Source organism: Ruegeria sp. BJ6 (assembly GCF_056537885.1).
Genome location: NZ_JBQFSG010000016.1, coordinates 16,506 through 38,386, shown reverse-complemented (window position 1 = coordinate 38,386; position 21,881 = coordinate 16,506). Strand labels below are relative to the sequence as shown.

19 protein-coding genes are annotated in these 21,881 nt (G+C 58.4%); 5 read left to right on the top strand and 14 right to left on the bottom strand.

The features are described from left to right. Positions 1 to 3: 3 nt before the first annotated feature. From ACR0D6_RS21710 to ccoN, 7 genes are all read right to left on the bottom strand, one after another. Complete coding sequence (locus ACR0D6_RS21710; RefSeq protein WP_170657136.1) at positions 4 to 462, bottom strand: FixH family protein; 459 nt, start codon at positions 460 to 462, stop codon at positions 4 to 6. A 2-nt stretch (positions 463 to 464) separates the two neighbouring features. Next, positions 465 to 1,892, bottom strand: a complete 1,428-nt coding sequence (gene ccoG / locus ACR0D6_RS21705) for a cytochrome c oxidase accessory protein CcoG (RefSeq protein WP_480767068.1) — start codon at positions 1,890 to 1,892, stop codon at positions 465 to 467. Between the two features lie 103 nt (positions 1,893 to 1,995). Next, positions 1,996 to 2,871 (bottom strand): LysR family transcriptional regulator, encoded by an 876-nt coding sequence (locus ACR0D6_RS21700; RefSeq protein ID WP_480767067.1) that lies wholly within the window; start codon positions 2,869 to 2,871, stop codon positions 1,996 to 1,998. Between the two features lie 417 nt (positions 2,872 to 3,288). Then, entirely contained in the window at positions 3,289 to 4,158 is an 870-nt protein-coding gene (gene ccoP / locus ACR0D6_RS21695) for a cytochrome-c oxidase, cbb3-type subunit III (RefSeq protein WP_480767066.1), read from the bottom strand. Then, complete coding sequence (locus tag ACR0D6_RS21690; RefSeq protein WP_170657151.1) at positions 4,155 to 4,340, bottom strand: cbb3-type cytochrome c oxidase subunit 3; 186 nt, start codon at positions 4,338 to 4,340, stop codon at positions 4,155 to 4,157. The genes ccoP and ACR0D6_RS21690 overlap by 4 nt, the downstream gene beginning before the upstream one ends. A gap of 10 nt (positions 4,341 to 4,350) precedes the next feature. Continuing rightward, on the bottom strand, positions 4,351 to 5,079 hold the full coding sequence (ccoO, locus tag ACR0D6_RS21685; RefSeq protein WP_170657153.1) for a cytochrome-c oxidase, cbb3-type subunit II: 729 nt from the start codon (positions 5,077 to 5,079) through the stop codon (positions 4,351 to 4,353). A 14-nt stretch (positions 5,080 to 5,093) separates the two neighbouring features. Continuing rightward, complete coding sequence (gene ccoN / locus ACR0D6_RS21680) at positions 5,094 to 6,701, bottom strand: cytochrome-c oxidase, cbb3-type subunit I (protein ID WP_170657156.1); 1,608 nt, start codon at positions 6,699 to 6,701, stop codon at positions 5,094 to 5,096. Positions 6,702 to 6,896: 195 nt separating this feature from the next. Here ccoN and ACR0D6_RS21675 point away from each other — a divergent pair, with 195 nt between their 5' ends. Beyond that, positions 6,897 to 7,736 carry a universal stress protein gene (locus ACR0D6_RS21675; protein ID WP_480767065.1) on the top strand — a complete coding sequence of 280 codons (840 nt, stop codon included), beginning with the start codon at positions 6,897 to 6,899 and terminating at the stop codon, positions 7,734 to 7,736. A gap of 57 nt (positions 7,737 to 7,793) precedes the next feature. Here the strand turns inward: ACR0D6_RS21675 and ACR0D6_RS21670 are convergent, their stop codons facing one another. Continuing rightward, on the bottom strand, positions 7,794 to 8,048 hold the full coding sequence (locus tag ACR0D6_RS21670; RefSeq protein ID WP_170657161.1) for a GlsB/YeaQ/YmgE family stress response membrane protein: 255 nt from the start codon (positions 8,046 to 8,048) through the stop codon (positions 7,794 to 7,796). Positions 8,049 to 8,106: 58 nt separating this feature from the next. Beyond that, the gene (locus ACR0D6_RS21665; RefSeq protein WP_480767064.1) at positions 8,107 to 9,429 is read right to left on the bottom strand and encodes an aminotransferase class I/II-fold pyridoxal phosphate-dependent enzyme; all 1,323 of its coding nucleotides are present in this window, start codon (positions 9,427 to 9,429) and stop codon (positions 8,107 to 8,109) included. A 99-nt stretch (positions 9,430 to 9,528) separates the two neighbouring features. Between ACR0D6_RS21665 and ACR0D6_RS21660 the strand changes: the two genes are divergently transcribed. Beyond that, entirely contained in the window at positions 9,529 to 10,401 is an 873-nt protein-coding gene (locus tag ACR0D6_RS21660; RefSeq protein ID WP_480767063.1) for a LysR family transcriptional regulator, read from the top strand. On the opposite strand, the gene fnrL is transcribed toward ACR0D6_RS21660, so the two are convergent. Then, positions 10,398 to 11,141 (bottom strand): transcriptional regulator FnrL, encoded by a 744-nt coding sequence (fnrL, locus tag ACR0D6_RS21655; protein ID WP_170657167.1) that lies wholly within the window; start codon positions 11,139 to 11,141, stop codon positions 10,398 to 10,400. The two genes, ACR0D6_RS21660 and fnrL, sit on opposite strands and share 4 nt — an antisense overlap. 61 nt (positions 11,142 to 11,202) lie before the next feature. On the opposite strand from fnrL, the gene hemN reads away from it, so the two are divergent. Together hemN and ACR0D6_RS21645 are read left to right on the top strand one after the other, a co-directional pair. After that, positions 11,203 to 12,558, top strand: coding sequence for an oxygen-independent coproporphyrinogen III oxidase (gene hemN, locus ACR0D6_RS21650; protein WP_480767062.1), 1,356 nt, complete (start codon positions 11,203 to 11,205; stop codon positions 12,556 to 12,558). 213 nt (positions 12,559 to 12,771) lie between these two features. Then, positions 12,772 to 14,700, top strand: a complete 1,929-nt coding sequence (locus tag ACR0D6_RS21645; protein WP_170657171.1) for an elongation factor G — start codon at positions 12,772 to 12,774, stop codon at positions 14,698 to 14,700. 131 nt (positions 14,701 to 14,831) lie between these two features. Here ACR0D6_RS21645 and ACR0D6_RS21640 read toward each other — a convergent pair whose 3' ends face one another. From ACR0D6_RS21640 to ACR0D6_RS21625, 4 genes are read right to left on the bottom strand one after another with little or no spacing between them, the layout of a single operon-like run. After that, on the bottom strand, positions 14,832 to 16,409 hold the full coding sequence (locus ACR0D6_RS21640) for an ABC transporter ATP-binding protein (RefSeq protein WP_480767061.1): 1,578 nt from the start codon (positions 16,407 to 16,409) through the stop codon (positions 14,832 to 14,834). Continuing rightward, a complete protein-coding gene (locus ACR0D6_RS21635; RefSeq protein WP_480767060.1) occupies positions 16,406 to 17,512 on the bottom strand; it encodes an ABC transporter permease in 1,107 nt (368 codons plus the stop codon). The genes ACR0D6_RS21640 and ACR0D6_RS21635 overlap by 4 nt, the downstream gene beginning before the upstream one ends. Next, the gene (locus ACR0D6_RS21630) at positions 17,513 to 18,604 is read right to left on the bottom strand and encodes a microcin C ABC transporter permease YejB (RefSeq protein ID WP_170657177.1); all 1,092 of its coding nucleotides are present in this window, start codon (positions 18,602 to 18,604) and stop codon (positions 17,513 to 17,515) included. 1 nt (position 18,605) lies between these two features. Next, positions 18,606 to 20,522 (bottom strand): extracellular solute-binding protein, encoded by a 1,917-nt coding sequence (locus ACR0D6_RS21625; protein WP_480767059.1) that lies wholly within the window; start codon positions 20,520 to 20,522, stop codon positions 18,606 to 18,608. 215 nt (positions 20,523 to 20,737) lie between these two features. On the opposite strand from ACR0D6_RS21625, the gene ACR0D6_RS21620 reads away from it, so the two are divergent. Continuing rightward, positions 20,738 to 21,856: a calcium:cation antiporter gene (locus ACR0D6_RS21620; protein WP_480453160.1), complete on the top strand. Its 1,119-nt coding sequence runs from the start codon at positions 20,738 to 20,740 to the stop codon at positions 21,854 to 21,856. The last annotated feature ends 25 nt before the right edge of the window (positions 21,857 to 21,881 follow it).

Genomic DNA, 21,881 nt, shown 5'->3' with positions numbered 1-21,881 from the left:
ACGTCACCCCTTCACGTATAGCGGAATGCGCTGAGTGAAATCGGCGCCGTCCCACGACTTTGCCGCCAGCCGGATGTTCCAGTTTCCCTTGCCCAATTCCGCTTTGGCGACATAGGCCACGCCGTCAAAGGTAAACTCGGGGGTGAAATCGTCGCGCACATGGGTGGCGCGGCCGATCACGACCTGCAAATCGGCGACCTCGACCGGGGCGCCCAGTTCGTCGGTGAACTTCAGAATGACCAACCCACCTGTCAGGTCGGCGCTCACGGACCAGCCAAGAGCTCTCTGCTCGCTCAAGCGTTCATTGAAATCCTGACTGGCAACATACGAGTTTTTGACCACAAGTCCGGGAAACGTCTTTACTGCGCTGTAGGCAAGCACGAGGTTGACCGCGATGATGACGCCAAAGGCCCCGACAAAAAGGGCCAACGCATGCTTTCCTGTGAAACGGCGTTCTGTCACCTTCAATTGCCTTTCCCGTTGAACGTAGTGTCCTTGGAGGCCCGTTCTCCGCTGTTCAGATCCTCAACCCAAATCCGCACGGGCGTATTGGCCGCGCTCGAGGGCAACGCCTCTTTGGGTGTCACGATATATACACGCGTCAGCTGTGCCGTGTCAGCGGTAACTGTGACGGTATCGCCTTCCACACCCTCGATCTGAAGCTGCATGGAAGGATCGCCGCTGAGAGACAGCTGGAAGGGCCGTTCTTCTCCGTGTTTGTTGCGCAGGCGCACATCATACGTATTTCGGATCGAACCGTCGGACAGGGTCACGAAGGTTGGGTTGCGAACCGGTGCGACCGTCAGATCGATATCCGAGCGGATGAACAGTGCAAACAGCAAGGCAAACCCGATCAGAGACCAAAGCACGGTATACATGATCGTGCGGGGTCGCAGGATGTGTTTCCACACGTTCTTGGGCTTATGACCCGAACGCTCTCGTTCTTCATCGCTGAGCGCCATATAGTCGATCAGACCACGAGGTTTGCCGACCTTGGCCATCATGTCATCGCAGGCATCGATACACAGCGCGCAGGTAATGCACTCAAGCTGCTGACCGTCGCGAATGTCGATGCCGACCGGACAGACATTGACGCAGGCCATGCAGTCGATGCAGTCGCCCAGTTCGGAATCCGCCGTGCGCTTACCTTTTCCGCGCGGCTCGCCCCGCCATTCGCGATATCCGACAACCAGTGTATCCTCATCCATCATCGCCGCTTGAATCCGCGGCCACGGGCAGGCGTAGATACAAATCTGTTCGCGGGCAAAACCGCCAAAGAAAAAGGTCGTGCCGGTCAATACCAACATCGTGGTGTAAGCGATCGGATGTGCGTTGCCGGTCACCAGATCACGCGCCAGTGTCGGCGCATCGGCAAAATAGAATACCCACGCCCCGCCGGTGGCGAGGCCGATCAGGAACCATGCCGCCCATTTCGTCAGCCGCAGCCGGACCTTTCGCGCATCCAGCTTTTTCTGCCGGTGCAGCCGCAGGCGCGCGTTCCGGTCACCTTCGATCCAGCGTTCGACCAGGATGAACAGGTCGGTCCAGACGGTCTGAGGGCAGGCGTACCCGCACCAGACACGCCCAAGGGCAGACGTAAACAGAAACAGGCCAAGCCCGGCCATGATCAGCAAACCGGCCACGAAATAGAATTCATGTGGCCAGATTTCGATCCAGAAGAAGTAGAACCGTCGATTGGCCATATCCAGCAGCACCGCCTGATCCGGCAGGCTGGGACCGCGATCCCAGCGAATCCAGGGCGTCAGATAATAGATACCCAGGGTCACCGCCATGATGATCCATTTGAGGTTGCGGAACTGTCCGGACACACGCCTTGGAAAGATAGGCTCCCTGGCGGCGTATAGGCTGGGGGCGGGGTCGGAATCGCTCACGGGGCAGGCTCCAGAACTGGCTTATATGAAAGCGTCTTCTTCCAGATCATACATGACGCAACTTTGACATGGGTCAAAAAGCGCATCGTGTGGACACCTTTTATCATGCTTCACGGACCTGACGTTTCAGCCACGCGATGAAGGTCCTGACCGGCGGCCGAAGTGGCGAAAGCCCTGTAATGATGTGATAGCCGCGCTGATCCGGCTGAGAATACAGCTCGACAAGCTGGCCGGATTCAATCTCTGGCTCGACGAAATGTCGCACGGTGACCGTTACGCCCTGACCTGCCCGCACACCCTCCAGCAGCAAGTTGCCCGGCAAGGCGATCCGCCCTGCTTTCGGCCCATGCTGAACACCGTGCGAGGCCAGCCAGGTTGTGGCTTCGGTGGTGCCGACCTCTTCCAGCCAGGGCAGCTCCGCCAGTTCGGATGCGGACACCGATGTCCTGCCATCAAGCAAAGAAGGGGCGGCGACGATAACCATGGGCGTTTTCAGAAGCATCTGTGCCTCGACCCCCGGCCATCCACCTGCGCCATGCCTGATCGCCATATCCACACCCCCCGGACGCAATTCCACCAGCGCCGGGCTCGGGTCGAGTATCAGGTCAATCTCGGGGTGCGCGACCTGAAATGCCGACAGACGCGGCATCAACCACGAGGCCGCAAAGGCCGCAGTAAGAGACACATGGACCGGACGATCTTTGCCCGATTGAATCAGGTCGCCGACTACGGACCAGATGGCCCCGAAACCGAGCTCCAGAACGTTGGCAAGCCGTCGTCCTTCTTCGGTCATTTTCAGTGTTTTGCCAGACCGGTCCAGCAAGGTTGTGCCAAGATGTCTTTCAAGCACCCTGAGTTGTTGGCTGATGGCAGCGTGACTGACATTCAATGCCTGTCCAGCCTGAACGACATTTCCCTTTTCCGCAAAGGCCGAAAACGCCCTGAGCGACGCCAGCGGTGGAAGCTTCATCCAGTTCATATGTAACTCCTGCTTACATACAGCAATGCGAATTGAGTCGCATTTCGGGCGCCGAAGATCAATCCTTTTAGCAACGGCAACACTGCAAATCGGAGAGTGGACATGCTATCGATCTATGCAAAATCCTATATGACCGCGACCGGCTTTGATCGCCCCCAGGTAACGGACGCACCCAGCAAAAAGACTGTGAAACCGCGCCGCTGGTTGTCCGGGGCGCGCCGTAATTTCCGCATCAGGTGGAACGTGGGCTTGAATAATCTTTGACAGGAATCCCCGGTGCGACTGGTGTCTGGACCGGATGGGAATAGGTCAGTAGTCTGGAAAAATCGGCACCGGCTGTTCAGGAAACGCGCGAACAGATGGAACAGCCGGTGCCTCAGCCTTCGGGCGCAAGCCGCCCGAAGGTGTTCTTATTACTTATTCACCGCCGCCCAACTGATGGACATAGGTGGATACAGCGCGAACCTGCGCCTCGGTCAGGCGATTGTTCCAGGCAGGCATCACACCAAAGCGGCTGTTATAGACACTGTCAGTCAGCGTGTCGTAATCCCCGCCATAGAGCCAGATCGCATCCGTCAGGTTTGGCGCGCCCTGTTCACGATCACCTGTCGCGTCCTCGCCGTGGCAGGATGCACAATTGTCGGCAAAGACCACCGAACCGGCCTCAACCGCGCCAGCGTCCTTTGGTTCACCGGACAGGGACATGACATAGTTCACGACCTGATCGATTTCCTCGCTGCCCAGCAACTCGTCCCGACCGAATGCGGGCATCTGCGAATACCGTGCATCATCGCTTTCTTCGTTGCGGATGCCGTGGGCGACAGTGAAGTAGATACTGTCGATATCGCCGCCCCAAAGCCAGCTGTCATCCAGCAGGTTCGGATAGCCTTTCGCCCCGGCCGCGCCTGACCCGTGACATTGCGCACACCAGGTCCGGAAAACGGCGGCGCCTGATGAAATGGCATAGTTGTTCAGTTCGGGATCGTTCTGAATTGCGGCCAGTTCCACCGACGCCAGCCGGTCATTGATCGAGGCGTTCGCCTCTTCCACAGCTGTGATTTCGGCATTCACGTCAGCCCGCGAGGACCAGCCCAGAACACCGGCTGTGGCGTGGTTCACCAACGGCCAGGCCGGATAGAGGATGGTATAGATCACGCCCCAGATGATCGTGACGTAAAAGGTCCACAGCCACCAGCGCGGCATCGGGTTGTCAAATTCCTCGATCCCATCCCAGCTGTGGCCGGTCGTATTGGGGTCACCCGGCTGTTTTTCAGGTGTCTTGCTCATTGCCGCGCCTCCTTGGATGTGGCGGGTTTATCTTGATGCCGGAACGGGATGTTGGCTGTGTCTTTGTATTCCTTGCTGGCACCGGGTCGGAAAACCCAGATGACGATGCCAATGAAAAAGACGAACAACACCAGCAACATCCAGCTGTCCGCGAACTGTCTGAGGATTGTATATTCTTCCATTACACCCCCCTCACCGGTTCGCATCCGGGACGAAGGTCGAAAAATCGACCAGCGTTCCCAGCATCTGGAGATAAGCAATCAGCGCATCGGCTTCGGTCAGCTCGGGACGGCCATCAAAGTTGCGCACATTCACCTTGTCGCCATAGCGTTCAAGCAGACCGTCATAGTCGCTGTCCGGATCCGCCTGTGCCCGGAAGTCGGCGACGGCGTTTTCAATCATCTCATCGGTATACGGGGTACCGACCAGAGCGTTCGCCGCCATGATGTCGCCGATGTATTTGCCGTTCAGCTTGGTTCTTTCGAGGAAGCCGTATTTAGGCATCACCGACTCGGGCACCACCGCTTCGGGATCGCGCAGGTGGTCTGCATGCCATTCGTCCGAATAGCGGCCACCAACGCGCGCCAGATCAGGCCCTGTCCGTTTGGAACCCCACTGGAACGGATGATCATACATCGATTCAGCCGCCAGCGAGTAGTGGCCATAGCGTTCCACCTCATCCCGCATCGGGCGGATCATCTGGCTGTGGCAGACATAGCAGCCTTCACGCAGATAAATCTCGCGCCCCGCCATTTCGAGAGGGGTGTAGGGGCGCATCCCCTCCACCTTCTCGATGGTGTTTTCCAGATAGAACAGCGGTGCGATCTGAACGATGCCACCGATGGTCACAACCAGAAAGCTGAACACCAGCAGGAGGGTCGCGTTGGTCTCGAGGATCTTGTGTTTGTCGAGAATTGCCATTGCTCCGGCCCTCCTTATTCAGCCGGGACCGCGACGGTCAGGCTGGCCTCTTTGGCCGGCGCTTTCCGCACAGTCATCCACAGGTTGTAGCACATGATCACGGCACCGGCGACGAACAGAACACCACCCAGAGCGCGCACCACATACATCGGGAACTTGGCGGCCACGGTGTCGGCGAACGAGTTCACAAGGAAACCGTTGGCATCCACTTCGCGCCACATCAGGCCTTCCATGATGCCGGTGACCCACATCGACGCGGCGTAGAGCACGATGCCGATGGTGGCGAGCCAGAAGTGCCAGCTGACCAACTGCAGCGAGTACAGACGCTCACGCTTCCACAGGACAGGCACCAGGAAGTACAGCGCACCAAAGGTGATCATGCCGTTCCAGCCCAGCGCGCCCGAGTGCACGTGACCAATGGTCCAGTCGGTATAGTGAGACAGGCTGTTCACGGCGCGGATCGACATCATCGGACCTTCAAAGGTGGACATGCCGTAGAACCCGACCGAGATCACCATCATGCGGATCACGGGATCTGTGCGCAGCTTGTCCCATGCACCCGACAGGGTCATCAGACCGTTGATCATACCACCCCACGAAGGCATCCACAGCACGACCGAGAACACCATACCCAGCGTCGAAGCCCAGTCAGGCAACGCGGTATAGTGCAAGTGGTGCGGACCGGCCCAGATATACAGGAAGATCAGCGCCCAGAAGTGGATGATCGACAGCTTGTACGAAAATACCGGACGCTCGGCCTGCTTCGGGATGAAGTAGTACATCATGCCCAGGAAGCCCGCGGTCAGGAAGAAGCCCACAGCGTTGTGGCCGTACCACCACTGGATCATGGCGTCCTGAACACCGGACCAGACGATGACCGACTTCGAACCCCAGATGCTGACCGGGATGGTCATGTTGTTGACCAGGTGCAGCATGGCGACGGTGACGATAAACGCCAGATAGAACCAGTTGGCCACATAGATATGCGGTTCTTTCCGTTTGATGATCGTACCGAGGAACACGGCCAGATAAGCAACCCAGACAATGGTCAGCCACAGGTCAACATACCATTCCGGCTCGGCATATTCCTTGGACTGGGTACCACCCAGAACATAGCCGGTCGCGGCCAGCACGATGAACAGCTGATAGCCCCAGAACACGAACCACGCCAGATTGCCGCCCCAAAGGCGTGCCGCGCTGGTGCGTTGCACCACGTAGAACGAAGTCGCAATCAGGGCGTTGCCGCCAAAGGCAAAGATCACCGCTGAAGTGTGCAGCGGGCGCAGCCGTCCAAAGTTCAGATACCCTTGTGCCCATTCGAAATTGAGCGACGGGAATGCTAGCTGAAATGCAATGAAGGTACCGGCGATGAAACCGACAACACCCCAGAACGCGGTGGCAATCACGCCATAGCGGATAACGTCATCCATGTATTCCGCCGAGCGATCAACAAGAATATCTGGCTCTTCAGTGTTGCGCAGCGTCCAGATGAACAACCCACCGGCGATCAGCATCACCAGTATCGCATGCACCTGATACGCCAAATCCCGCGCATAGTTGGTTCCGATCGCTGCGAATAGCGCGACCAGACCAAGCGCGATCAGCTTGATATAATTCGACATATTGCGTCCCTTTGCCATGCCCCGCGCGATTCTCGCGTCGCGCCAGACTTATTAGACTGGCTGCTGTATTGTAGAATAGGGGCAACTGTTGCTTTGATCTGTATCAAAACAATAACCTGAATTCTGTGACACGCATAATCCCATGAATGGGAAAACTGGTCGCATGTGACAAAGCACCCGAACCACGAGGTAGAGATGTCTTACAAATCCCTTCTCACCGTCATGACGGAAACAACCCTGGCCAAACCCGCGCTTGCGCAGTTGACGGCATTGGCGGCGTCGCAGGAAGGCCACGCCGAGGCACTTTGCCTTGGGGTCGATCGCAGTCAGACAGGGTATTACTATGCCGGCGCGAACGCACTGATCCTGCAGGAAACGCTCAGCCGCGCCAATGCAGAGGCCGACGAGATACTGGCGTTTGCGCAGGATTATCTGGGCAAATCCGGCGTGCGCTGGTCAGCGGAAAGCGGTGTCGCGCAAATTGCGGATATCGGTCGCCACGTGGCGCACCGGGCGCGGTTTTCCGATCTTGTCGTCCTGCCCCGCCCCTACGGTGAGGGCCACGGCGCCGAGGCGGAACCCATCGTCGAAGCCGCCATGTTCGAGGGGCACGCGCCGGTACTGGTCGTGCCGGACGATTTCGAACCGATTTCGACGCCCCGCACAATTCTGATTGGTTGGAACGAAAGCGTCGAGGCGATGCGTGCCATCCGCTGCGCAATGCCGTTCCTGAAACGGGCTGAGCTGGCGCGTATCGTTGTCATCGACCCACCACGCCACGGCCCCGATCGCTCGGACCCGGGCGGGATGCTGTCCCAGATGCTGGCGCGGCACGGTGTGAAATGCGAAATCGATGTTCTGAGCAAGACGATGACGCGGGTGTCGGATATCCTGAACCGCCATGCCGTGGACACCGAAGCCGACATGATCGTCATGGGCGCCTATGGCCATTCAAGGTTCCGAGAGGCGATATTGGGCGGAGCGACCCGGAATATGCTGGAACAATGCACCGTGCCGGTGTTCCTCGCGCACTGACGGAGACAGGCGCTTTGCAAGCAAGAAAACCGCCCGGTTTGGGCGGTTTTTCTGTTCTCAGGCCTTGCGGATCAACCCGATGAGGAAAAGCAGGATCACCGCTCCGATCGTCGCATAGATTATCGAGGATATCATTCCGCCCCCGACCGAGAACCCGAGCGCCGGAAACAGGGTTCCCGCCAGAAACGCGCCAACAATCCCGACGATGACATTGCCGATCAGGCCGAAACCGCGCCCCTCCATGATCTTGCCCGACAACCATCCTGCGATGGCCCCGACAAAGAGCATTGCCAACAGGCTTCCAAATTCCATTCTCGCCTCCCAATATCCTGCAAACTCAGACCTATCAGATCACGGGAAGGCGCGCAGGTCACGCCCGAACGTAGTGCATTCCCTGAAACTGTCCCCGCAATTCCCGCGTTTGCACCGCAACCGAGGCAGGATCATCGCTGGTCAGCCCGCGCGAGATCAATTCCGCAAGCGTGTTGGCGTGCTCTAGGGTCACCCCGCGCCGAACCAATTCGGGCGTTCCGATGCGCAGACCGTTCATGTCACCCGCGACAGGCGCGATGGGCAACCCAATCCCGCAGGCAAGAAAGCCAGCCTGCCGCAGCGTCTTTGACGCGACCTGACCGCCCCCGAAGCCTTCTGCCTCAATCGCAAACTGGTGCGACGCGGTGGCACCGCCCTTGCCCTGGAACACCGGCAGACCCTGTGCTGCCAGTTCCCCGGCTAACGCCTGCGCCAGTTCAATCATCGCCTGGCCGTAATCTGCGCCGAATTCTATCCAGTCCAGCATCGAGACAGCCAAAGCTGCCGATTTTGCCGCATCAAAATTAGCGGTCATGCCGGGAAAGGCGATTGCGTCCAGCTGTTCGGCAATGTCTGCCTCGTTGGTCACGATCAGGCCACCGGCTGGGCCACCAAGGCTTTTGTAGGTACTCATCGTCATAAGATGCGCCCCCTCGTCCAGCGGATTTGCCCAAGCCCCACTGGCGATGACGCCACACTGATGAGCGGCGTCGAACAAGACCTTTGCGCCAACTTCATCCGCAATCTCGCGCACGGCGGCAACGGGATGCGGAAACAGGTTCAGCGACCCCCCGACCGTGATCAGCCGCGGCTGGCGGTCCCGGACCAGCGCGTGTAACCCGTCCAGATCAAGGCTGTAGCCATCTGCGTCCACCGGAGCATTCAGAGTGTTGAGGCCGTACAGCCCGGCGCAACCGCCGGAGTGGTGTGTAACGTGCCCACCGATGGATGCGGGCGGCGCGATGATTGTGTCGCCCGGTTTGGAAAGCGCCATAAAGCCATAAAGGTTGGCCAAAGCCCCGGAACCCACCCGAATTTCCGCGTAACGCGCGTTGAAAACCCGCGCCGCAAGCTCGGCTGCAATAACCTCGATCTCTTCGATGGCTTCCAGCCCCATCTCGTATTTGTCGCCGGGATAGCCAAGCGACGGGCGGCTGCCCAGACCCTTGGCCAGTATCGCCTCGGCCCGCGGATTCATTACATTCGTTGCCGGGTTGAGGTTAAAGCACTCTGCATCATGAATTTCGGTGTTGCGCCGGACCAGTTCATCCAGTCGGTTCTGGACGGACGCCGGATCGGCGCCGGCGGTATTCGCAGCGATTGTCTGGATATAGTCTTCACAATGGGACGGCACCCAGGGGCGGTGGGCAAGCTGTGGCATCTGAACCTCCGTTTTGTTGCGATCAGAATGCGAAACTCCCGGCTTGCATACAAATCAGATTTCCGGAAAATTAGGGTCAGAAAAACTGAGCCTTTGCTAATGAGCGTTTCGCCACCCCTACCTAAGCCCCTGCCGCTGAATGCATTGCGTGCTTTCGAGGCCTCTGCGCGCCTTGGCGGGTTCTCGGCAGCAGCAGAGGAGCTTGGCGTCAGCGCGGGCGCAATCTCGGCCCACATCAAGGCCCTTGAATCGGAACTGGGCGCAGCCCTGTTCGACCGAAATGCCAAGGGCGTCGAACTGACCGCACTTGGGCAGCGCGTCTTGCCGGACCTTACACAAGCCTTCGACACGCTGGGTCAGGCAACCCAAACCCTGAGGGCAGAAGCCAAACCGAATGTCGTGCATATCGTGACACTGCCATCGGTCGCTCAGCTTTGGTTGTCCCCGCGACTGCCCGAATTGCGTCAGGCTGCACCGGAGATCGAAGTATCGCTGACAGCGGAAGAAGCACCACCGAACCAAAAACGCGCGCCCTACGATCTGTTTCTGTTCTTTGGCGGTGACCATGGTGAAACCGTCGCGAAAAACGTCATCTACCCGGTTTGCACACCATCGTTGGCCAAACGCCTGAACACACCCGAGGATCTGCGGGAGGTAACGTGCCTGTCGGACACGACCTGGTCGGAGGATTGGCGAATCTGGGCAGACGCGGCAATGCCCGGGCACAGTTTTGTTCCGCGCGGACCGGTTTTCTCGTTATACGCGCTGGCCGTAGAGGAGGCCGTCAACGGCGCGGGCGTTCTGATCGGACACGAGGCGCTGATCGCGCCTTATTTGCACAGCGGCCAACTGGTTGCCCCGTTCAATACGCGTGTTGAGTTGCCCGATAGCCTGAAACTGTGGAGCCCACGTCGAATCAGGCTGAAATCTCCGGCTGATCGCGTGGTCAATTGGCTGAAAGGCTTTGACTAGACCAAAAAGCCGCCATCCGTATCGTCACCGGCCTCTTCCATCAGGCGGCCCATGTCCGGGACGGTGACGTGACGCTTACCCTCAAGGCTGATAACGCCTTCTTTCCTGAGGGCAGAAATCTGGCGGCTTACGGTTTCCAGTGTCAGCCCTAGGTAATCCGCCATCGCCTCGCGAGTGAGGGGCAGATCGAACACGATCGGGCCGGTCATGCCGCCTTTTCCGATTGACGCATCCCGGCGGGCTATGATGGACAAGAGGCTTGCAATCTTTTCCCGCGCTGTCTTGCGGCCCAGTACCAGCATCCACTCGCGCGCGGCGTCAAGCTCGTCCAGCGTCATCTGCAGCAAACGATGGGCAATATGCGGCGTGCGCCCCATCAGTTCTTCGAACGGTTTCTTTCGGAAACAGCACATCACTACGTCGGTCGTGGCCTGCACGTCATAAGGTGCCGCTTCGCGCCCGGGGCGCCCGACGAAGTCGCTGGGCAACAACAGACCCACCATCTGGGTGCGCCCGTCCTCCATGGTCTGCGTCAGTGAGGCGATTCCCTGCACCATCGAGCCCACAAAGTTCATCTGATCCCCGGACCAGATGATCGTCTGGCCCGCTTCGAAACTGCGGTAATATTTGATTTCCTCAAGATCTTCGAGTTCATCGCGGTCGCAATGGGCACAGACCGCCCGATGTCGGATCGGACAGTCGCCGCAATTCGAATGGTCAAACTGGACTTGTAGGGTCATGCGCGTTTCCACTTGATCTCGGTCAAGGTACCTGAACCAGCCATCACATAACGGTATCGACATGATAGCGAAACCACAATTGGCCAAGCTCGGACTTTTTGACGCGAAAGTTCCGCGCTACACGAGCTACCCGACCGCCCCCCACTTCAACAACGACGTGGGGCCAGAGATGTTTGGCGACTGGATTTCCGGCATCAAACCCGGCAGCGCCGTATCGCTTTATATCCACGTTCCGTTCTGCCGTCGGCTGTGCTGGTTCTGCGCGTGCCGGACACAAGGTACGCAAACCGACAATCCCGTGATCGCCTACGTGGATGTGCTTAAAGCCGAACTGGACATGCTTGCCGACCGCCTGCCAGAGGGGGTGACGCTGTCACGCCTGCACTGGGGCGGCGGTACACCGACCTTGCTGAATCCCGACCTGATGCGCGATCTTGCAGGCCGCATTCTGGAAATTGTTCCGCTAGGGCCAGATGCGGAATTCTCGGTTGAGATCGATCCGAACGAAATCGACGAAGGACGTCTGGACGCCCTTGCCGAGGCCGGGATGAACCGTGCCTCGATCGGTGTGCAGGATTTCGACGATGAAATTCAAAAGACCATCGGCCGCATCCAAAGCTATGACACCACGCGCAAGGCCGCTGATATGATTCGCGCGCGCGGCATTTCCAGTCTGAACGCAGACATTCTGTATGGTCTGCCGCATCAGACCAAAGCGCGCATGACGGAAAGCGTGCAAAAGCTATTGTCGCTCAACCCGGATCGGGTGGCGCTGTATGGATATGCTCACGTTCCATGGATGGCTAAGCGCCAGCAGCTGATTCCGTCGGACGCCCTGCCAACCCCCGAACAGCGGCTAGACCTGTTCGACACCGCGCGCCGCCTGTTCATGTGGGATAACTACGCCGAGATCGGCATTGACCACTTTGCCACGCAGGAGGACGGGTTGACCCGCGCATTGCGGGCCGGTCGCCTGAAACGGAACTTTCAGGGATATACTGATGATCAGGCCGACATACTGATTGGTGTCGGCGCCAGTTCCATATCGCGTTTCCCGCAAGGCTATGCGCAGAACGCGCCGGCAACATCTGCCCATACCAAGGCGATCCGGGAGGGGCGTTTTTCAACATCCCGCGGTCACCTTTTCAAAGGGCAGGACGTCCTGCGTGCAAGGTTGATCGAAGCGTTGATGTGCGATTTCCGGATCGACTCGGCCGAGATTCTGCGCGACCACCGGATTTCCGCGGCAGAGCTGAACGCAATGTATGAAACAGCCAACCGCGACTTTGAGGGGTTGCTGCGCGTCACGGAAAACGGGCTTTCCATTCCGCCCGAAGCGCGACCGCTGACCCGAATGATCGCCGGAAGCTTTGACGCATATGACCTCAGCAAGGCGGGTCACAGTTCGGCGATCTGAAACCAACGGGATTGGCGGCCAACACCGCCAACTTCTCCAAAATTGGCAGAGGGGCTTGACGCATGCCTTGGGTATTTCCCACACTCAGGACACGGGGGCATAGTTTTTCCCTTACCCGAGGCAGGCCGAGTTACAGACAGATTGAGCCGACGCAATCGCGTTCGACGCCCCTTTCGTGCAGCGGAACTGCAACCAGAGAGAGGGACAGCACCCATGCGCGTCTTTACCGTCCTCGGCCCCAGCCAGTCTGGAAAATCCACACTGGTCGAGGCCATCAGCCGCCTCGACGGCCGGCCAACCACATTTGACGTATCCGGAACCGTGCACTTGCACGGTTTTTCTTATTTGGGCGAGCCGTGGTGCGCCATCGATGTGGACGGGGGCGGCGATGCACTGGCCTATGTCGGACCTGCCATGGCAATTTCCGATGCTGCGGTGGTGGTGGTACCGCCAGACCCTGACGCAGCAGTCTTGTGCGCACCTTATCTGCGGCTGGTGGAAGAGGCAGGTATTCCCTGTTTCCTGTTCATAAACCGAATGGACAGCCCCAACGGACGGGTCCGCGACATCATTTCGTCGCTCCAGACCTATTGCACGCATCACATCACGCTTCGTCAGGTTCCTATCCGTGACGGCGATCAGGTGATCGGGGCCGTCGACCTGATCTCGGAACGCGCGTGGAAATATCAGGAAGGGCAGCCCTCGGCCCTGATCGAATTGCCTCAGAACGCAGAAGACCGGGAACAGGAGGCCCGGACAGAACTGCTGGAGACGCTTTCGGATTTCGACGACAATCTTCTGGAGCAACTGATCGAGGACAAGCAGCCGCCGAGCGCAGAAATTTACGATCTTGCCGCGCAGGTCCTGCAGAATCACCAGCTAATACCGGCCTGTCTGGGTGCGGCCAGCCATGGCAACGGCCTGACCCGCCTGATGAAGGCACTGCGGCACGAGGCACCTGAATTTGACATTGCCGCAGGCCGGGACGAAGCCGCCGACAACGCCCGTGCCATCGCCGGTTTTGCCGATGTGAAAAAACACATCGGCAAAATCATCGTCCTGCGTGGACTTGGGCAAGGGGTGAAGGCGCACGAAGACCTTGGCGGTGAAACCGTGGGCAATCTCACAACGCTTGACGCCAAAACTCAGATCGGCTCGCTTGAGGCCGGGCAGATTGGTCTGGCGGTGAAATCCGATCACCTCAATCCCGGCAGCCTGTATGACAGCGCTGACGCGACGCCTTTGCCGGAATGGGCCAGTTCACACCCATCCGGGTTCCGGCAGGTTGTCTCGCCCACTCATGAACGTGACGATGTGCGGTTGTCCAACGCTTTGGCCCGGCTGGACGAAATCGACCCGGGCCTGCACCTCAGCCAGGACGAGCACAGCGGACATGCGGTTATCGGCACTCAAGGGCCGCAGCACATGCGTCGCATCACCGCCAAACTGGCCGAGGACTTTGGTATCGAGATCGAGGCCGAACCAGTCGAAACCGCCTACAGAGAGACAATCCAGTCCCCGGTCGAGCATCGGCATCGCCATCGCAAGCAATCGGGGGGCGCGGGGCAATTTGCCGATGTGGTGATCTCGATCACGCCCATGCCGCGCGGATCGGGGTTTGAGTTTGACGATGTGGTCAAGGGCGGTGCCGTTCCAAAGAACTATATCCCGTCGGTTCAGCACGGTGCCGAGGATGCGCTTGCGCAAGGCCCCCAAGGGTTTCCCGTGGTCGACCTGAAAGTCACACTGAAGGACGGCAAGCACCACAGCGTCGACAGTTCGGACTATGCCTTCCGCACGGCGGGCAAAAATGCCGTGCGCGAAGCACTGCCGGAGGCAAAACCAGTGGTTCTGCAGCCGATTTTGCATGCTGAAATTCATCTGCCGTCACTGTATGTTGGCGATCTGGTTCCGACGATCAGCTCGTTGCAGGGGCAGGTTCTGGGCTTTGAAGGCAACCCGAACGCACCCGGCTGGGAGATCTTCAACGCAATGCTTCCGGCGGTTGCCGAAGACGAGTTGCATCGCACCCTGGCAAGCGCGACGCGCGGAACCGGCTGGGTGAAGCTTCGCTTTGATCACTATGAAGAGCTTCGCGGTCAGGCACCAAAGGTATCCCGCGAAAAAGCCAACGCCCACTAACGGGTTCGCCAAGGAGCCTCTGCCCGTCTTTCGGGCGGAGGCAGGTAACGGTCGATACGCAAAGGCGCCAGTTCAGAAATTGAAAAAAGGACCGGCGATTTTGGCGCAGGCGGGCGGGCACAAAGCCCGCCCTATCCCGCCGCCGCGATCAGTTCGCGGGTATATGCGGTTTGGGCGTTTTCAAACAGCGCATCGGCAGTGCCCATCTCAACAATGTCGCCCTGTTTCATCACCAGCACGTTGTGGGACATCGCCCGCACAACCTTCAGGTCGTGCGATATGAACAGATAGGCCAGACCGTATTTACGCTGCAGGTTCCGAAGCAAATCGACGATCTGCACCTGCACCGTCATGTCCAGTGCGCTGGTCGGCTCGTCCAGAACCAGCAGTTTGGGCCGCAGGACCATCGCCCGCGCAATCGCGATACGCTGCCGCTGACCGCCCGAGAACTCGTGCGGATAGCGGTCCATCGCCTCCGGATCCAGACCGACTTCGTCCATCACTTCGGCAACCAGTTCGCGCGGCTCGCGATGTGGGTCCACGTTGTGAATGGCCAACCCTTCGGCGATGATCTGCTGGCACGTCATGCGCGGGCTCAGCGAACCGAACGGGTCCTGAAACACGATCTGCATATCCTTGCGCAGACGCCGCAACTGCCGCGTGGACCATCGCCGCACATCCCGATCGCGAAAGGTGATCCCGCCTTCGGACGAGATCAACCGCATGATCGCAAGCGCCAGTGTTGTTTTGCCCGAACCGCTCTCGCCAACGATGCCTAGTGTTTCACCTGCCCGAACGGAAATCGAGGCGTCGTTCACCGCCTTTACGTAGCCAACCGTGCGCTTGAAAAACCCGCGTTGGATCGGAAACCAGACCTTGAGGTGATCGGTGCGCGCAATTTCTTCCGCATCAACGGGCAGTGGATCAGGTGAGCCCGACGGCTCGGCCGCCAGCAGCTTTCTGGTATAGGGATGTTGCGGATTGTCGAAGATTTCGGTGGTTTCGCCGGTCTCGACAATCTCACCGTCTTTCATGACGCAGACGCGATCGGCAATCCGCCGCACGATGCCCAGATCGTGGGTAATGAATAACATCCCCATGTTTTCGGATCGTTGCAATTCCGCCAGAAGTTCCAGAATCTGGGCCTGAATTGTCACGTCCAACGCTGTTGTCGGCTCATCCGCGATCAGAATGTCGGGCTTGTTCGCCAATGCCATCGCAATCATCACGCGCTGGCGCTGACCGCCGGACAACTGATGCGGATAGCTGTCCAGACGCTCCTCGGGATCGCGGATACCGACCTTGTTCAACAGTTCCAGAATCCGGTCACGCGCCTGATCTCCGACAAGCCCCTGATGCAGCGCCAGAGATTCCGCCATCTGCTTTTGGATCGTGTGCAGCGGGTTGAGCGAGGTCATCGGCTCCTGAAAGATAAAGCTGATATCGTTGCCGCGCACGTCCATCAGACGCTGCTCGGATGCGCCGATCATCTCATGCCCGTCATAAAGGACAGAACCTTCGACCGTTGCACTTTCCCCAAGCAGGGAAACCGTAGACAGCGCAGTGACCGATTTACCTGATCCGGACTCGCCCACCAAAGCAACGGTTTCGCCACGATCGACGGTGAACGAGACCCCTTTGACTGCGGCCGAAACGCGCCCGTCCTGCTGAAATGAAACCCTGAGGTTGTTCACGGCAAGAAGGCTCATGAGAATGTCTTTCTCGGGTCGAACGCATCGCGGACGCCTTCGAAAATGAAGACAAGAAGCGACAGCATGATGGCAAAGGTGAAAAAGGCGGTGAAGGCCAGCCAGGGCGCCTGCAGGTTCTGTTTCGCCTGCAATGTCAGCTCACCCAAAGACGGGGCCGAGGAAGGCAGACCGAAACCCAGAAAGTCCAACGAGGCCAGACCACCAATCGTGCCGGTGACGATGAAGGGCATGAAAGTCAGCGTCGCCACCATCGCATTGGGCAGCATGTGGCGGAACATGATGGTCATGTTGCCGACGCCCAGCGCCTTGGCCGCGCGCACGTATTCCAGATTTCGCGCCCGCAGGAATTCCGCCCGGACCACGCCCACCAGACCGGTCCACGAAAACAGGATCATCAGCGCGACCAGCAGCCAGAAACTTCGTCCCAGAATGGCGAACATGATGATGATGACATAAAGCGACGGGGTGGCGGACCAGATTTCGATGATCCGCTGGAAAATCAAATCCAGCCAGCCCCCGAAAAAGCCCTGTATGGCACCGGCAAACACACCGATCAGACTGGCAACGCCTGTGACCAGCAGGGTAAACAGAATCGAAAGCCGGAAGCCATAGATCACACGGGCAAGAACGTCGCGTTTTGTATCATCCGTGCCCAACAGGTTCTGACCGTTCGGTGGCAGCGGTGCGGCCCCCGGACGATCAACCGACGTGTTGAATGAATACGGGATAGGCGGCCAAATGGCCCAGCCCCGTTCAAAGCCTTCTCCTTCGAACGTCCCCGCCTGAATTTCATCGATGATGCCTTCGGGGTCGTCAAAGCAGTCTTCCAGCCCACCACTGTCGATCAGGCACTGGACCTCGGGGTCGCGATAGATCGCCTCGGTCTTGAAGTCGCCGCCGAAATCGGTTTCCGGGTAGAACCTGAAAATCGGAGTAAAGAACTCACCCCGGTACTTCACCAGGATCGGTTTGTCATTGGCGATGAACTCGGCAAAAAGCGACACACCGAACAGCACAGAGAATATGATCAGCGACCAGAAGGCCCGGCCATTGCGCCGGAAGTTGCGCCAGCGGCGCTGGTTGAGAGGTGACATAGCCATTTACCCCTCCCGCTTTTCGAAATCGATGCGCGGATCGACCAGCACGTACATCAGGTCGCTGATGATACCGATGACAAGGCTGAGCAGGCCAAAGATGAACAGCGTCCCGAAGATCACCGGATAGTCCCGCGCGACGGCGGCCTCGAACCCCAAACGACCGAGGCCGTCGAGTGAAAAGATCGTTTCGATGATGATCGAGCCCGAGAAGAAGACCCCGATAAACACCGCCGGAAAGCCTGCAATCACAATCAGCATGGCGTTGCGGAAAACGTGACCATACAGAACCTTGCTCTCACTCAGCCCCTTGGCGCGTGCAGTCATGACATAGTGCTTTTTGATCTCGTCAAGAAACGAGTTCTTGGTCAGCAGCGTCAGTGTCGCAAAGGCGGCGATGGTCGAGGCCACAACCGGCAACGTGATGTGCCAGAAGTAATCCAGAACCTTGCCAACCAGACTGAGGCTGTCCCAATTGTCCGACGTCAGCCCGCGCAGCGGGAAGATCTGCCAGTACGACCCACCGGCAAACAGGACAAGCAGAAGGATGGCGAACAGAAACCCGGGGATGGCGTAGGCCACGATTATCGCGCCGCTGGTCCAGGTATCAAAGGTTGATCCATCCCGGACCGCCTTGCGGATACCCAGCGGAATGGAAACCAGATAGGCGATCAGGGTCGACCACAGACCAAGCGAGATCGATACCGGCATCTTTTCCAGCACAAGGTCGATCACGCTGATCGAACGGAAGTAGCTTTCACCGAAATCCAGCGTCAGATAGTTACCCATCATGGACAGGAACCGCTCAAGCGGCGGCTTGTCGAACCCGAATTCTTTTTCAAGCTGGGCAATGAATTCAGGCGGCAGACCTCGTGCGCCGACATATTTGTCATCGAACCCGCCAGCAGGTTCGGCGCTGGCCCCGGCTTCACCCGAGCCGGCAAAACCGGCAAACACATCACCCTGCCCTTCGATCTGGGCGATGATCTGCTCGACCGGGCCTCCCGGCACGAACTGCACCAGCGTGAAGTTGACGATCATGATGCCCAGAAGGGTCGGAATGACCAGCAACAGGCGGCGGAGAATATAGGCGCCCATTTTACCGCAGCGCGCCCTTTGCCTTCAGCGCGGCCTGTTTCTCGGGGTTTACCCACCACAGATCAAGATAGCCAAGACCGAACGGGGGCAGGTTTTCAGGGTATTCGTACATATCGTAATAGGCCGTCCAGTAGTCCGCTATATAGCCATCGGGGATGACGAAGAACTCATACCGCAATGCCCGGTCAAGCGCCATCAGGGCAGCATCCTGGGTTTCCTGATTTTCCGTTTCGAACGATGCTTCGATAATCGCATCGACCAGTGGGCTGGCCAGACCGGCGGGATTGAACAGGCTGAACGCGGCCTCATCCGAGCCGTACATCTGGCTCAACCCACCACCCGTCGACAGGAAAGAACCATAGCGCGTGGAATACACCATGTCGTAGTCCCGCTCGCGACTGCGCAGAGTGTACTGGGCGGGATCCACCTTTTCCGCGCTGGCGTCCACACCGATTGCCTGCAGGTTCTGCACAAATGTCTCGATCATCGTCGCGGTCGAGGTTGGGATATTGGAAGGATAGGGGATGTTGACCTTCAGGGTCTGCCCCTGCGCGTTGCGGCGCAGATTTCCGTCACTCACCTGCCAACCTGCCTCGTCCAACAGGTTCGAAGCCTGACGCAGGTTGCGTCTGTCATTCAGACGGCCGGACCGGGATTCATGCGTCACGATAGCCGGCTCGGTCAGAAATTCCGATGGCACCACATCCCCCAGAGACTGCAGGAATGTCAGCTCTGCACCTTCGGGGGTGCCTGTCGCCTCAAGATGTGTACCTTCCACGAAAGAACTGCGCGGAGAGTTAAGGCCGAACATCAGGGATTCGTTGGCCCATTCAAAGTTGAAGGCCAACGCCAGTGCCTTGCGAACGTTCTTGTCTGCAAATTGCGGCTTGCCCAGATTAAAAACGAAACCCGACGGTGTCGGGGGGCTGCCATCCGGGATTTCGTCCTGAACCACCGAGCCTTCGGTCAGCTTTGGGAAATCATAGCTGGACGCCCAGAGCTTGGGATCGCTTTCGATCCGCATCGTGTATTCACCGGCCTTGAACGCCTCGAACGCGGCGGTCTGATCGGCGAAATACTCCACCCGGATGGTGTCATAGTTGTACCGCCCACGATTGATCGGCAGGTCCTTGCCCCAGTAATCATCGCGGCGTTTGTAAAGAATGCGCCGGTTGATGTCATAGCTATCCAGCTTGTACGGGCCGGACCCAACGGCCACTTCGAGGCGTGGCTCGTCCAGGCGGCGGGACTCGTCAGCCTCAAACCATGCCTTCGAGAACACGGGCGTTGAACCAACGGTCTCGATCAGGCTACGGCGGGTGACCTCGGGATCGAAGGTGAATTTGACGGTGTGATCATCCAGCGCCTCGGCGTTTGTCACCATCCGGCCCACGGCCTGCGCATAAGATGGCAAACCCTGTTCGATAAACAGCCTGTGGCTGTACACGACATCATCGGCGGTGACCGGAGAGCCATCCCAGAATGTGGCCTCGGGGCGGAGATGGAAAATGACGTAATTGCGGCCTTCGTCGTATTCCAGACTTTCCGCCAGCACCCCGTAATATTGCCCGACACTGTCTTCCGTGCCTTCGATCAGGCGGTCATACTGAAGTGTGGTCAGCGCCCCGGCGCGCCCCTTGCGGGAATAGGGGTTAAGAGAGTCGAATGTCCCGGATGCCGACAACGCCAGTTCCCCGCCCTTGGGGGCATCGGGATTGACGTATTCAAGATGCGGATAGTCGGCCGGATAATCCAGATTGCCGAAATAAGAATACCCATGACTGCGTGTGATACCGTCATCCCCGGCGCGGACGTCCCCCGAGGCCGCAAGTGTCAGCGCAAATGAAACTCCAAGCACAGCCGCCCATGCCCGATGTTTCGGTTTCAGCGCGACGGTCGGCACTTGGGGGGATTTCATCTGGCTCTTCCTCTGGTCGATATCGTTCTTTATCTCGTTTGCGCTAGCTAAAGGTCCAGCACTGGCAGTTGCAAGTTTAGAATGCGTGAACGCTTTGTGAAGTTTGATTTATAAGCTAATTTGGGCGGATTAACGCAATTTCCTGACGTTCAAATCTGTGTCAAAGCGAAAGCATGGACAACAAACTTTCACATCACCCGATAACAGGGATAACAATGCTGCGCCAAGAAGCGCCTCTGATCGTTGGTGTTCTGACCGTCGCTCTCTTTCAGTTCGGCGGCGATCTGTGGCTGAAGGATTTGCAAAATCCCCTGTTCGCGGCGGTTCTGTTCCTTGGTCTGTTCATTGCGGTTCTCTGGGCATCGTTCGGCGTTGTTCGCCACGCGGACGCTCTGGCAGAGTTGCTGGGCGAACCCTATGGGACGTTGATCCTGACGGTTTCGGTCATCGGTATCGAAGTGTCGCTGATCGTTGCGGTAATGCTGTCAGGCGACTCGGCCCCGACGCTGGCACGGGACACGATGTTCGCGGTTCTGATGATCGTTCTGAACGGTCTGGTCGGAGCGGCCCTCTTGTTCGGTGGCCTGCGCCATTCGACGCAAAACTACAATCTGCAGGGCGCGCGGGCATTTTTTGCCGTTCTGTTCCCTCTGTCCATTCTGGCGCTGGTTCTGCCGCGGTTCACCACCTCGACACCTGATCCCAGCTATGCACCGCTGCAAGCCATGATCCTGGCCTGCGCAACGACCCTTCTTTATCTGGTATTTCTGGGTATTCAGACGGTCCGGCACCGAACCTTTTTCGAACAGCCCTACTTTCCGGATGACAACCCCAGCCGCAGTTCAGCAACCGATGACGTGCACGAGCATCATGGCCCGATCAGGTCCGGGACCTACCACGCCGTGTTCCTGATCCTGACTTTGCTGCCGATCATCCTGTTGTCCAAACGGGTTGCAAAACTAGTGGATTTCGGAATTGTCGGTGTTGGCGCACCTGCGGCATTGGGTGGTGTTCTGATCGCCCTGCTGATCCTGACCCCTGAAAGCATGGCCGCAATCAACGCAGCGCGGGCAAACCGTCTGCAGCGTTCGATCAACCTGCTGCTGGGTTCGGCCCTTGCGTCGATCGGCATGACTGTCCCGGCCGTGCTTTCGGTCGGGCTGATCATGGGCCTCTCGGTGCCTTTGGGTCTGGATGACGCGTCGATCATCATGCTGTTGCTGACGCTGCTGACCTGCAACCTGACGTTTGGCGGTACCCGCACCAGTATCCTGCAGGGCGCCGTGCATCTGGTCCTGTTTCTTGTCTACCTGATGCTGATCTTTTTTCCCTGATCGCACACAAAAAAAGCCGCTGCAC